Here is a 13,300-nt window from a genome sequence, read left to right on the forward strand (position 1 = left end):
ATAAATACTCTAGAGTTTACGCCATTTTGCGCATTTTTTCGGCAAAGGCGAGTTAAGTGACAGTTTGACAACCGGCGGTTTCCCTTCTACGGCCGTCAAAAGCCCGCACAGGATAACCTCCGGGGCCCTTAAAGACAAAATATTTTGAACCATGTCATTTAGAGTTGTTATCTTGCACAATAATTTTATTTTTTATCTGTGAAGTTGAGGTAAAGCCATGTCGACACCCCCTAATAGCCACATTAGCTGGTTTAGCTTATTCGGCCGTGGCCAACATTATTCGAAGACCTGGCCCGTTGATAAACGCCTCGCGCCGGTCTTTGTCGAAAACCGCGTCATACGCGCCACCCGTTTTGCGATCCGCTTTATGCCTCCGCTTGCCGTTTTCACGCTGACCTGGCAAATCGCCCTTGGCGGCCAGCTTGGTCCTGCCGTTGCTACCGCTTTGTTTGCCTGCAGCTTGCCAATGCAGGGCCTTTGGTGGTTGGGCAAGCGTTCCGTTACGCCGTTACCGCCAACTATTCTGCACTGGTTCTATGAAGTGCGCGGTAAATTGCAGGAGTCGGGCCAGGCTTTAGCGCCGGTGGAAGGCAAGCCGGATTATCAGGCTCTGGCCGATGTGCTCAAGCGCGCGTTCAAACAGCTTGATAAAACTTTCCTGGATGATTTGTAAAAGCAGGGCGGTTGCGCATATAAAAGAAGGCATACTTTTTAGCGGGATATATTCCTGCACTACAGGAGCTCTTAAATGGAAATGACTAACGCCCAGCGTCTGATTTTATCCAACCAGTACAAAATGATGACCATGCTCGACCCGGACAACGCCGAGCGTTACCGTCGCCTGCAAACCATTATTGAGCGCGGCTACGGCCTGCAAATGCGTGAACTGGATCGTGAATTTGGTCAGCTAACGGAAGAAACCTGCCGCACCGTTATCGACATCATGGAGATGTATCACGCGCTGCATGTTTCCTGGGCGAACCTTAAGGACAGTCAAAACATCGACGAACGTCGTGTCACTTTCCTGGGCTTTGACGCCGCAACAGAAGCGCGTTTCCTGGGCTATGTTCGCTTTATGGTTAACGTTGAAGGCCGCTACGCACATTTTGACGCGGGCACTCATGGCTTTAACGCGCAGACCCCAATGTGGGAAAAATATCAACGCATGCTGAAAGTGTGGCAGTCCTGTCCGCGTCAGTATCACTTAAGTGCGAATGAAATCGCGCAGATTATCAATGCCTGAGGGGATAAGTGTGGTGAAGTGTAAAGGTTTCTTGTTTGATTTGGATGGGACTCTGGTTGATTCCCTGCCAGCGGTTGAGCGTGCATGGATAAACTGGGCGAAGCGCTTTGATATCTCTCCTGCAGAGGTACTGGGTTTTATCCACGGCAAGCAGGCGATTACTTCACTGCGTCATTTTATGGCGGGCGCGTCTGAAGAAGAGATCCAACAGGAGTTCTTAAGACTTGAGAAAATCGAGTCGGAAGACACCGACGGCGTCACGGCGCTTCCAGGGGCCGTTGAGCTGTTGACGCATCTGAACGAAGCGGGTATTCCCTGGGCAATCGTGACTTCCGGCTCTGTACCTGTTGCCGCAGCGCGCCGCCTGGCGGGTGGTTTGCCTGAGCCAGAGGTGTTCGTTACCGCAGAACGTGTGCCGCGCGGCAAGCCTGAGCCAGATGCTTATCTGCTTGGCGCGCAACTGCTGGGGCTTGAGCCTGAAGAGTGCGTTGTTGTGGAAGACGCTCCGGCGGGCGTGCTGTCAGGTCTTGCGGCCGGCTGCCATGTCATCGCGGTTAACGCGCCCGCGGACACGCCCCGTCTGGAGCACGTCGATTACGCATTACAATCGCTAACTGAACTGCTGATTCAAAAATTACCTGACGGCAGCGTGGAAGTGCTGAGAAAACACTAATCACATGATTTAACCCCGCATTTGCGGGGTTTTTTTATGGCATTCTTTGAGCATTCGGTTAACTTTTGGAAACAAGGAAGCGTTTTGAGCTCGGAATTGATTTGGGTATTGTCACTGCTTGGTATCGCAGTTGTGCTGTTCGCCACCGGCAAGGTACGAATGGATGCCGTGGCGTTACTGGTGATTGTGGCTTTTGTCCTGAGCGATACGCTAACGCTTAGCGAAGCTTTTTCCGGGTTCAGCGATCCCAACGTCATTCTGATTGCAGCGCTTTTTATTATCGGCGACGGCCTGGTTCGTACGGGCGTTGCGACTAAAATGGGTTCCTGGCTGGTGGACGTTGCCGGCAGCAGCGAAACCAGAATGCTTGTTCTTCTGATGCTCACCGTCGCCGGATTAGGCGCCTTTATGAGCTCAACCGGCGTTGTCGCCATTTTCATTCCCGTCGTGCTCAGCGTTTCCATGCGCATGAAAACGGCTCCGTCACGCCTGATGATGCCCCTGAGCTTTGCCGGACTTATCAGCGGCATGATGACGCTGGTCGCAACGCCGCCTAACCTTGTGGTCAACAGCGAACTGCTGCGTGAAGGATTACAGGGGTTCAACTTTTTTAGCGTGACGCCTATAGGACTGGTTGTGCTCGTGCTGGGCATCCTTTATATGCTTTTTGCCAGGTTCGCACTTAACGGGCAGAGCAAAGAAGAGGGGAAAGAAAGCTGGAAGCGCCGTACTTTTCGTGACCTGATTAAGGAGTATCGTCTTACGGGCCGTGCTCGTCGCCTGACCATTCGCCCCGGCTCGCCGATGGTTGGCCACCGTCTTGATGATTTAAAACTGCGTGAGCGCTACGGCGCCAATGTGATTGGTCTTGAGCGCTGGCGTAAATTCCGTCGGGTGATAGTAAACGTCACCGGCGTAACCGAGTTCCGCGCCCGGGACGTGCTGCTGATTGATATGTCTGCATCCGATATCGATCTGCGTGAATTTTGCAGCGAACAGTGGCTTGAGCCGATGATCCTGCGCGGGGAATATTTCTCTGACCAGGCGCTGGATGTGGGCATGGCGGAAGTATCGATGATCCCCGATTCGGAACTAATTGGACAGACGCTGCGCGAAATGAGTTTCCGTACCCGCTATGGGCTGAATGTTGTAGGCCTTAAGCGCAACGGCGAGGCGCTGGAAGGTCTGCTGGTGGATGAACCTCTCCAGCTTGGCGATATACTTCTTGTGGTCGGCGACTGGAAATTAATCAGCCAGTTGAACCAAAAAAGCCGCGATTTTTTAGTGCTCAATCTGCCGGTGGAAGAGGGCGAAGCGTCTCCGGCGCATAGCCAGGCGCCGCATGCCATTTTTTGTCTGGCATTAATGGTTGCCCTGATGCTGACCGATGAAATTCCTAACCCCATTGCGGCTATCATTGCCTGCCTGTTGATGGGGAAATTCCGCTGCATCGATATGGAAAGCGCTTACAAAGCGATTCACTGGCCGAGCATTATTTTGATTGTCGGCATGATGCCTTTTGCGCTTGCGCTGCAAAAAACCGGCGGGGTGGATTTGATTGTTAGCGGATTAATGAAGCTGGGCGGCGGGTACGGGCCTTATATTATGCTTGTGTGTTTATTTGTGATGTGCGCGGCCATTGGGCTGTTTATTTCCAATACCGCGACGGCGGTATTAATGGCGCCAATCGCGCTGGCGGCGGCGAAATCCATGGGTGTTTCGCCTTATCCATTTGCGATGATTGTGGCGCTTGCCGCATCCGCCGCCTTTATGACGCCGGTTTCCTCGCCGGTAAATACGCTGGTGCTGGGGCCGGGTAACTATAAATTCAGCGACTTTGTGAAACTGGGCGTGCCGTTTACCGTTATCGTGATGGTTGTGAGCGTAGTGATGGTGCCGATGCTGTTTCCTTTTTAATGCACGGGCGGCGGCTCAGGCCTTAACCCGACCTACAACGGGGAATCCTGGCTAATCTCATCAAGCGAAAGCTGGAAGCTTGGCACGAACACGTGCATGAAATAGTCCATCTCTTCGCTGTGACGGTCGGCCAGCGTTTTCTCAAGTCGGCTTTTCGCCAGCAAGAATTCATTATTCCCGGCGGATAACTCCTCCAGACATTTCAGGTACGCGCATAGCGCATCCGCCTGTTTAACGACGGCTTTTTCTTCATCGCTGCACTGATGTTCATCAATCAGCGGCGCCCAGATATCCCGCAGTTCTTCTGGCACCATATCGATTAATTTTTGCTGGGCAATCTTCTCGATGGCTTTGTATTCATGAGCAATTTGCGAATTAAAGTATTTTACCGGCGTCGGGAGATCGCCGGTCAGCACTTCGCTGGCGTCATGGTACAAAGCCAGCAGCGCAATGCGTTCGGCGTTCAGGTTGCCGTTGAATTTACGGTTTTTGATCGCAGCAAGGGCATGAGCGACCATCGCGACCTGAAGGCTGTGTTCCGACACGTTTTCAGTACGCACGTTGCGCATTAGCGGCCAACGGTTGATGAGTTTCAGGCGGGAAAGATGGGCGAAGAAATGGCTTTGACTCATGGATGCACCTGGTCTTTAGCAAAGAAAACCATTGTGCGAGGAGAAAGGGGAAGATGCAAACATCTTCCCCGGCAAAGATTTACTGGTGATAGTGGCCGAGGAATCGCCCAAGCTTGTTGATGGACATTTCTAATTCATCCACGCGTGGGAGCGTCACGATACGGACATGATCGGGCCACGGCCAGTTAAATGCCGTTCCCTGCACCAGCAGCACTTTCTCCTGCAGCAGGAAATCGAGCACCATCTTCTGGTCGTCGTGAATGTTAAAGCGTTTCGCGTCGATTTTCGGGAACATATACAGCGCGCCGCGAGGTTTTACGCAGGAAACGCCCGGAATGTCGTTGATCAGTTCCCACGCCCGGTTACGCTGCTCATAGAGACGGCCGCCCGGCACGATAAATTCGCTGATGCTCTGATAGCCGCCAAGCGCGGTTTGAATAGCGTGCTGCGCCGGAACATTGGCGCACAATCGCATTGAGGCCAGCATTTCCAGCCCTTCAATATAGCCTTTGGCATGCTTCTTCGGCCCGCTCAGAACCATCCAGCCCTGACGGAAACCGGCCACGCGATAAGTTTTGGACAGGCCATTGAAGGTGATGGTTAACAGGTCCGGCGCAAGCGTTGCGATGGAGATATGCTCTGCTTCGTCATAGAGGATTTTGTCGTAAATCTCATCGGCAAAAATAATGAGGTTATGCTGACGAGCCAGCTCCACGATTTCCATCAGTAATGCTTTTGAATACACCGCACCGGTTGGGTTATTCGGGTTGATTATCACAATGCCGCGAGTGCGCGGGGTGATTTTGGCGCGTATATCATCCAGATCCGGGAACCAGTCGGCGGATTCATCACAAAGATAATGTACCGCTTTACCGCCGGAGAGCGACACGGCTGCTGTCCACAATGGGTAATCTGGTGCGGGAACCAGCATTTCATCGCCGCTGTTAAGCAGCGCCTGCATCGACTGAACAATCAGTTCAGAAACGCCGTTGCCAATGTAGATATCTTCAACGGTCACATCCCGCATGCCCCGCGCCTGATAGTGCTGCATGATGGCCTTGCGTGCGGAGTACAAGCCTTTTGAGTCGCAATATCCCTGCGCTGTAGGTAGGTTGCGAATCACATCGACAAGGATTTCATCCGGGGCTTCAAAACCAAACGGGGCGGGGTTGCCGATGTTCAGTTTAAGCACTTTATTGCCTTCTTCTTCCAGGCGTTTCGCCTCTTTGAGAACAGGGCCACGGATGTCATAACAGACATTATCTAATTTGCTGGATTTTTCGATAGGGGACATGGAGCTTCGACCTTAAATGTGAGCGTTGCTTCCTGCCGTGGAAGCAACCAGGCACCAATGTACTCCTGGCCGATGCAGATTTGAACCCAAACGAAGCGCTTCAGAGCAATTTATCTTCAGCAGGATGTAAACAAAAAAGGGGCGATTAATTTTGTTTTTTAGTGGTTGGTATTGTGTTGTGTGTTTTTAGTGGCTTAAAGTTCCGGGTTAGTGTTTTAAGAGAGAATTTATATTCTGTCTTATACCGGGCTGTAAAGCGCGTGCTTCTGTTGGCCAAAAGATCCACTTTGGAAATGTATAAGCAAGAACTAATAAACATGCGTGTTACGCGAGCCGGCAATAGCGGGTGGTTAAAGAGATGTTTATAAACGTAGTCGGAATTGTAATTAATATATACCCTGGAAATTATTAAGCAGTTTTTATTATAGCGTGTGACAATTAACAATGCGCCAGGAATAAGTCTGTCCGAAAAGCTTAAAAAAGAGAATGCGATCAGATAATGCGCATTTGATCTTATAAATCAAGGTAATTTGCGGTAAGATACGCTGCCTGACAGGTTTTTTTAAAAGCTGTCAATTTCAGTAACGCCGTGCTTTATAAGGTATTAACAGGTATTTTTGTTCGCCCTGTTAGCGCCGGTCTCAACCTTCTGAATGATGGTTTCTCAGCGCCTTACCCTGTAGGCGATCGCAGAGAATAAATAAGGCCAGATTTTGAAGCGGGATTTATAAGCGTTGCTTAGCGTTAAATTAATTGACTGGTATGACAAGCTATTGGTTTGTATGTTGTATTAGCCATAGCAATATCCCGATGGGTGAGCTTCACATAATTGATCCGCCCTGCAGGAAAAATAAAATATTAAAAAAACAGAACTACAGTCTCTAAAAAGAGCATGAACTCTTAAGAGATGTTCTGTAAATGGAATTGCTTTATCTCTTTGATAAATCACAGCAATAGAACTAAGGCAGACTCGCAAGAGCAACCTAATAGTGAAAAAATTATGATTAACGCAAATCGCCCGATACTTAATCTCGACCTCGATCTGCTGAGAACTTTTGTTGCGGTCGCCGATCTTAATACGTTTGCGGCAGCCGCAGCAGCGGTGTGCCGTACCCAATCCGCAGTCAGCCAACAGATGCAACGCCTTGAGCAACTGGTTGGAAAAGAGCTCTTTGCGCGTCATGGCCGTAACAAGCTGTTGACTGAACACGGCATTCAGCTATTGGGATATGCGCGCAAAATCCTGCGTTTTAACGACGAGGCCTGTACTTCGCTGATGTTCAGCAACCTGCAAGGCGTGCTGACCATCGGGGCCTCTGATGAAACCGCAGATACCATTCTTCCCTTTCTTCTAAACAGAGTGAGCTCCGTTTACCCTAAACTGGCGTTGGATGTACGAGTCAAACGTAATCCTTTCATGATTGAAATGCTCAATCAGCAGGAAGTTGATTTGGTTGTCACCACTTCAAAGCCCGCCCATTTTGATTCAATTGTCCTGCGTACTTCGCCAACTTTATGGTACTGCGCGGCAGATTATGTCTTTCAGAAAGGGGAGGCCGTGCCGCTGGTTATGCTCGACGATCCGAGCCCGTATCGCGACATGATGCTTGAACACCTTAATGCGGAGCATATTCCGTGGCGCATCTCTTATGTCGCATCGACGCTTGCCGCGGTCAGGGCTGCAGTAAAAGCCGGTCTCGGCGTTACTGCCAGACCCGTGGAGATGATGAGCCCGGAACTGCGGGTATTGGGCTCGGCTGACGGCCTTCCTGTTATGCCGGACACGCATTACCTGCTTTGCCGTAATCCGCAGACGAATAACGAACTGGCGCAGGCCATTTTCACCGCGATGGAAAACAACCCAAACCCTTATAATTACGCGGTAGCCTCAAATGAAGGGGACGATCCTTTGCTGGTTGAGGGCGGAATAGAGTAGGTTTACGCGCTTCGTTAGTAACAAAATGTTAACTGTAAAAACGGGCCGCTGAAGAGATTATTTGCTTCAGCGGCCCGTTTTTTATGCATTTTAGCTTTTTGCGCCCGGATTGGCTAAAAAAGCTTCTTTCAAACAACACCTTAGGCCGTAGCGTTTCGTTTTGCTTCTTCCTTGCCCTTACTACCAAAAGCTGTAAGGGAATGTTAAAAAACAGGCGGGAATGTTGCTTCTTTTTGAGGTGAATTAACAAAAGCGTGTCTCAGATCAAGAAAATACTCCCAATGAGGGGGAGGAATAGTTGAGATTTCCTGCCAAAATAGAGGGGTTGTATAAATTTTTCCACACTACGGACACGATTCACCACCATTTAAATCGGGTTAATAACCTTACGTCACCGGGTTTTAACGCATTAAATGTTAATGAAATGAAGTCAATGTAAACTAGTGTGTGGATACTTTTGTTAAAGTTGACAAAAGGTTATAGAAAGGAGTAAAAAACCCCATCAATTTGCTGGTAAATTTCTGATTCCCGGCAGTTATTGTAAGGTTATTTGTTCCTCCCCATGAATCGATGTGGTGTTCATCTGCCAGCAAGAGCAGAGATTTTGGCGCCACTTTTGATGAGTAAGCAATGAGTATGTCAACATCCACTGAAGTTATCGCTCATCACTGGGCGTTCGCTGTCTTTCTTATTGTTGCCATTGGCCTGTGTTGCGTAATGCTGCTCGGGGCATGGTTCCTTGGCGGGAGAGCCCAGGGCCGGCACAAGAACACCCCCTTCGAGTCAGGTATTGACTCCGTTGGTTCCGCGCGTTTACGCCTTTCCGCTAAGTTTTACCTGGTGGCCATGTTCTTCGTTATCTTCGACGTGGAAGCCCTGTATCTCTATGCCTGGTCTACTTCCATTCGAGAAAGTGGCTGGATTGGTTTCGTGGAAGCCGCAATTTTCATTTTAGTGCTACTGGCTGGTCTGGTGTATCTGGTGCGTATTGGCGCGCTCGATTGGACTCCTGCGCGTTCACGCCGTGTCCAAATCAACCCGGAAACAGAAAGTAGAACTCAACGTCATACGCGCTAACAGCGAGGCAATAAGATGGACTATACGCTCACCCGCATAGACCCCAACAACGGTGAGAATGACCGTTATCCCCTGCAAAAACAGGAAATCGTAACCGATCCTCTTGATCAAGAAATTAACCGTAGCGTGTACATGGGCAAGCTCGAACATGCGCTGCACGACATGGTTAACTGGGGGCGTAAAAACTCAATTTGGCCTTATAACTTTGGCCTTTCATGCTGCTACGTTGAGATGGTGACCTCGTTTACCGCCGTGCATGACGTGGCACGTTTTGGTGCAGAGGTTCTGCGCGCGTCGCCTCGTCAGGCTGATCTGATGGTGATTGCCGGCACTTGCTTCACCAAAATGGCTCCGGTTATTCAGCGTCTTTATGATCAGATGCTTGAACCTAAATGGGTTATCTCCATGGGCGCTTGCGCAAACTCTGGCGGCATGTACGACATCTACTCTGTCGTGCAGGGCGTGGATAAATTCCTGCCGGTTGATGTTTACATCCCGGGGTGCCCGCCGCGTCCAGAAGCCTACATGCAGGCGCTGATGCTGCTGCAAGAGTCAATTGGTAAAGAACGTCGCCCGCTGTCGTGGGTGGTTGGCGATCAGGGCGTTTATCGCGCCAATATGCAATCAGAGCGCGAGCGTAAACGCGGCGAACGAATTGCTGTGACCAACCTGCGGACACCAGACGAGATTTAATTTGCGCCTGTAGTCAGTAAGAAATGCCTTCGCATATCAATAATATTAGCGCGAAGCACTGACCGACAGTCACCACAGAACCATTTGCAATGGTGAGAAATATGACCGATTTAACCGCGCAAGATGCCGCCCAGCAAGCATGTGTTACCCGTGATCATCTCGATGATCCGGTGATCGGCGAGTTGCGTAACCGTTTTGGGCCGGATGCCTTTACCGTTCAGCCTACCCGCACCGGGGTCCCGGTGGTCTGGGTTAAGCGTGAACAATTGCTGGAAGTGGGCGATTTCTTAAAAAGACTGCCAAAACCTTATGTCATGCTGTTTGACCTGCATGGCATGGACGAGCGTCTTCGTACTCACCGCGACGGTTTACCGGCCGCGGATTTTTCCGTTTTCTACCACCTGATTTCCATTGAACGCAATCGCGATATCATGCTCAAGGTGGCCTTGTCTGAAAACGATCTGAACGTGCCTACCTTCACCAAACTTTTCCTGAACGCCAACTGGTACGAGCGTGAAACCTGGGAGATGTTTGGCATTACTTTCAATGGCCACCCGCACCTGACGCGCATCATGATGCCGCCAACGTGGGAAGGACATCCGCTGCGTAAGGACTACCCGGCGCGCGCCACCGAATTCGATCCGTTTGAATTAACCAAACAGAAAGAAGACCTGGAGATGGAAGCGCTGACCTTCAAACCTGAAGACTGGGGTATGAAGCGCAGCAGCGAGCATGAAGATTTCATGTTCCTGAACCTCGGGCCAAACCACCCATCCGCGCACGGCGCGTTCCGTATAATCCTGCAACTCGACGGTGAAGAGATTGTCGATTGCGTACCGGATATCGGCTACCACCACCGCGGCGCTGAGAAAATGGGCGAGCGTCAGTCCTGGCACAGCTACATTCCGTACACCGACCGTATCGAGTATCTCGGCGGCTGCGTGAACGAAATGCCATACGTGCTGGCGGTTGAAAAACTGGCGGGCATTAAAGTGCCGGAGCGCGTAGACGTTATTCGCGTCATGCTCTCTGAACTGTTCCGTATCAACAGCCACCTGCTGTACATCTCCACGTTCATTCAGGACGTTGGCGCGATGACGCCAGTGTTCTTCGCCTTTACCGACCGTCAGAAAATTTACGATCTGGTGGAAGCGATTACCGGTTTCCGTATGCACCCGGCCTGGTTCCGTATCGGCGGCGTGGCGCACGATCTGCCAAACGGCTGGGAGCGCCTGCTCAAAGAATTCCTCGACTGGATGCCAAAACGTCTGGATTCCTATGAGAAAGCCGCACTGCGTAACACCATCCTGAAAGGGCGTTCTCAGGGCGTTGCGGCTTACGGTCAGAAAGAAGCGCTGGAGTGGGGCACAACCGGAGCTGGCCTGCGCGCTACCGGTATCGACTTCGATATTCGTAAAGCTCGCCCTTACTCTGGTTATGAAAACTTCGACTTCGAAATCCCGGTTGGCGGTGGCGTGAGCGACTGTTATACCCGCGTGATGCTGAAAGTCGAAGAGCTGCGCCAGAGCCTGCGCATTCTCGACCAGTGCCTGAAAAACATGCCTGCTGGCCCGTTCAAGGCGGATCACCCGCTGACAACGCCGCCGCCGAAAGAGCGCACGCTGCAGCATATCGAAACCCTGATTACTCACTTCCTGCAGGTTTCCTGGGGCCCGGTCATGCCGGCCAACGAATCTTTCCAGATGATTGAGGCAACCAAAGGGATTAACAGTTACTACCTGACCAGCGACGGCAGCACCATGAGCTACCGTACCCGCATCCGTACCCCGAGCTTTGCGCACCTGCAGCAAATCCCGGCGGCTATCCGCGGCAGCCTGGTTTCTGACCTGATTGTCTATCTGGGTAGTATCGATTTTGTAATGTCTGATGTGGATCGCTAACTATGCACGATAACCTACAACCCCAGGCTGAAGCTTTTGAGCTAAGCCAAGCTGAGCGTGAAGCGATTGAGCACGAAAAACATCACTACGAAGATGCTCGCGCCGCGTCCATCGAAGCGCTGAAGATCGTTCAAAAGCAGCGTGGCTGGGTGCCGGACGGCGCCATTTACGCCATTGCTGACGTGCTGGGCATTCCTGCCAGCGACGTAGAAGGCGTAGCCACCTTCTATAGCCAGATTTTCCGCCAGCCGGTAGGCCGCCATGTGATTCGCTACTGCGACAGCGTGGTTTGCCACATTACGGGCTACCAGGGCATTCAGTCGGCTATCGAGAAAAAACTGAACATCAAACCGGGCCAGACCACGTTTGATGGTCGCTTTACCCTGCTGCCGACCTGCTGTCTGGGCAACTGCGACAAGGGGCCGACCATGATGATTGATGAGGACACTCACAGCTATCTGACGCCGGAAGCGATCCCTGATTTGCTGGAGCGGTATAAATGAAGACGATTATTCGTACTGCCGAGACCCATCCGCTGACCTGGCGTTTGCGCGATGACAAGCAGCCGGTATGGCTGGATGAATATCGCAGCAAAAACGGTTATGAAGGCGCGCGCAAAGCGCTGACCGGCATGGCGCCGGACGACATCGTCAATGCGGTGAAAGACGCAGGCCTTAAAGGCCGCGGCGGCGCGGGCTTTTCCACCGGTCTGAAGTGGAGCCTGATGCCGAAAGACGAATCCATGAACATCCGTTACCTGCTGTGTAACGCCGATGAAATGGAGCCGGGTACCTATAAAGACCGCCTGCTGATGGAGCAACTGCCGCACCTGCTGGTGGAAGGCATGCTCATTTCCGCATTCGCACTGAAAGCTTATCGTGGCTACATCTTCCTGCGCGGCGAGTACATCGAAGCGGCGGTGAATTTGCGCCGTGCGATTGCCGAAGCCACAGAAGCGGGCCTGCTGGGTAAAAATATTCTCGGTTCTGGTTTTGATTTTGAACTGATCGTGCACACCGGCGCCGGGCGTTATATCTGCGGTGAAGAAACCGCATTGATTAACTCCCTGGAAGGTCGCCGCGCGAACCCGCGTTCAAAACCACCTTTCCCGGCGTCAAGCGGCGTCTGGGGCAAACCGACCTGCGTCAACAATGTTGAAACCCTGTGCAACGTTCCTGCCATTCTCGCCGACGGCGTTGAGTGGTATCAGGGCATTGGCGGCGGCATAAGCAAAGATGCCGGCACCAAGCTGATGGGCTTCTCTGGTCGCGTGAAAAATCCTGGCGTCTGGGAATTGCCGTTCGGTACCACCGCGCGTGAAATCCTTGAAGATTATGCAGGCGGCATGCGTGACGGACTGAAATTCAAAGCCTGGCAGCCGGGCGGGGCGGGGACAGACTTCCTGACCGAAGCTCACCTTGATTTGCCGATGGAATTTGAAAGCATCGGTAAGGCGGGAAGCCGTCTGGGTACCGCGCTTGCGATGGCCGTTGACCACGAAATCGGCATGGTGCCGCTGGTCCGTAACCTGGAAGAATTCTTTTCTCGTGAATCCTGCGGCTGGTGTACGCCGTGCCGTGACGGCCTGCCGTGGAGCGTAAAAATCCTGCGCGCCCTGGAGCGTGGCGAAGGCCAGCCAGGCGACATCGAGACGCTTGAGCAACTGTGTCGTTTCCTTGGGCCGGGTAAAACTTTCTGTGCTCATGCGCCAGGTGCGGTTGAGCCATTACAGAGTGCGATTAAATATTTCCGCGAAGAATTCGAAGCAGGCATTGCCAAACAGGACTTCGGTAACACGCGTGCCATTAATGGCATTCAGCCGAACCTGTTAAAAACGCGCTGGTGATATTTCCTCCTCGGGCGCAGCCCTGGGGTGGTATTGCACAAGAATTTTTGATTAACGCCTGAATTTATTCAGGCCAACTGGAAGCATG

12 protein-coding genes are annotated in these 13,300 nt (G+C 51.8%); 10 read left to right on the forward strand and 2 right to left on the reverse strand.

All coding sequences use genetic code 11. The annotated features are described in order from the left end of the window. Nucleotides 1-217 precede the first annotated feature (217 nt). The 4 genes from yfbV (at nucleotide 218) to MUA00_RS11470 (ending at nucleotide 3,833) form a co-directional block, all read left to right on the forward strand. The gene (gene yfbV, locus MUA00_RS11455; protein WP_271123174.1) at nucleotides 218-673 is read left to right on the forward strand and encodes a terminus macrodomain insulation protein YfbV; all 456 of its coding nucleotides are present in this window, start codon (nucleotides 218-220) and stop codon (nucleotides 671-673) included. 75 nt (nucleotides 674-748) lie between these two features. Further along, nucleotides 749-1,243 (forward strand): YfbU family protein, encoded by a 495-nt coding sequence (locus tag MUA00_RS11460; protein WP_271123175.1) that lies wholly within the window; start codon nucleotides 749-751, stop codon nucleotides 1,241-1,243. Next, nucleotides 1,236-1,916, forward strand: coding sequence for a sugar phosphatase (locus tag MUA00_RS11465; protein ID WP_271123176.1), 681 nt, complete (start codon nucleotides 1,236-1,238; stop codon nucleotides 1,914-1,916). The genes MUA00_RS11460 and MUA00_RS11465 overlap by 8 nt, the downstream gene beginning before the upstream one ends. Nucleotides 1,917-2,000: 84 nt before the next feature. Then, nucleotides 2,001-3,833 (forward strand): SLC13 family permease, encoded by a 1,833-nt coding sequence (locus MUA00_RS11470; protein WP_271123177.1) that lies wholly within the window; start codon nucleotides 2,001-2,003, stop codon nucleotides 3,831-3,833. Nucleotides 3,834-3,865: 32 nt separating this feature from the next. On the opposite strand, the gene yfbR is transcribed toward MUA00_RS11470, so the two are convergent. Continuing rightward, entirely contained in the window at nucleotides 3,866-4,465 is a 600-nt protein-coding gene (gene yfbR / locus MUA00_RS11475; RefSeq protein WP_271123178.1) for a 5'-deoxynucleotidase, read from the reverse strand. 79 nt (nucleotides 4,466-4,544) lie between these two features. After that, nucleotides 4,545-5,759 carry an alanine transaminase AlaA gene (gene alaA / locus MUA00_RS11480; protein WP_271123179.1) on the reverse strand — a complete coding sequence of 405 codons (1,215 nt, stop codon included), beginning with the start codon at nucleotides 5,757-5,759 and terminating at the stop codon, nucleotides 4,545-4,547. A 1,000-nt stretch (nucleotides 5,760-6,759) separates the two neighbouring features. Here alaA and lrhA point away from each other — a divergent pair. The 6 genes from lrhA (at nucleotide 6,760) to nuoF (ending at nucleotide 13,212) form a co-directional block, all read left to right on the forward strand. Next, nucleotides 6,760-7,695, forward strand: coding sequence for a transcriptional regulator LrhA (gene lrhA / locus MUA00_RS11485; RefSeq protein WP_271123180.1), 936 nt, complete (start codon nucleotides 6,760-6,762; stop codon nucleotides 7,693-7,695). A 630-nt stretch (nucleotides 7,696-8,325) separates the two neighbouring features. Next, nucleotides 8,326-8,772: an NADH-quinone oxidoreductase subunit NuoA gene (gene nuoA, locus MUA00_RS11490; protein ID WP_271123181.1), complete on the forward strand. Its 447-nt coding sequence runs from the start codon at nucleotides 8,326-8,328 to the stop codon at nucleotides 8,770-8,772. A gap of 15 nt (nucleotides 8,773-8,787) precedes the next feature. Next, nucleotides 8,788-9,465, forward strand: coding sequence for an NADH-quinone oxidoreductase subunit NuoB (gene nuoB, locus MUA00_RS11495; protein WP_121268543.1), 678 nt, complete (start codon nucleotides 8,788-8,790; stop codon nucleotides 9,463-9,465). Between the two features lie 89 nt (nucleotides 9,466-9,554). After that, entirely contained in the window at nucleotides 9,555-11,366 is a 1,812-nt protein-coding gene (nuoC, locus tag MUA00_RS11500; RefSeq protein WP_271123182.1) for an NADH-quinone oxidoreductase subunit C/D, read from the forward strand. 2 nt (nucleotides 11,367-11,368) lie between these two features. Further along, nucleotides 11,369-11,869, forward strand: a complete 501-nt coding sequence (nuoE, locus tag MUA00_RS11505; RefSeq protein WP_271123183.1) for an NADH-quinone oxidoreductase subunit NuoE — start codon at nucleotides 11,369-11,371, stop codon at nucleotides 11,867-11,869. Continuing rightward, the gene (nuoF, locus tag MUA00_RS11510) at nucleotides 11,866-13,212 is read left to right on the forward strand and encodes an NADH-quinone oxidoreductase subunit NuoF (protein ID WP_271123184.1); all 1,347 of its coding nucleotides are present in this window, start codon (nucleotides 11,866-11,868) and stop codon (nucleotides 13,210-13,212) included. Before nuoE ends, nuoF begins: the two co-directional genes overlap by 4 nt. Nucleotides 13,213-13,300 lie beyond the last annotated feature (88 nt).

The sequence above is a fragment of the Dryocola boscaweniae genome (assembly GCF_025215095.1).
GTDB classification, from domain to species: domain Bacteria; phylum Pseudomonadota; class Gammaproteobacteria; order Enterobacterales; family Enterobacteriaceae; genus Dryocola; species Dryocola boscaweniae.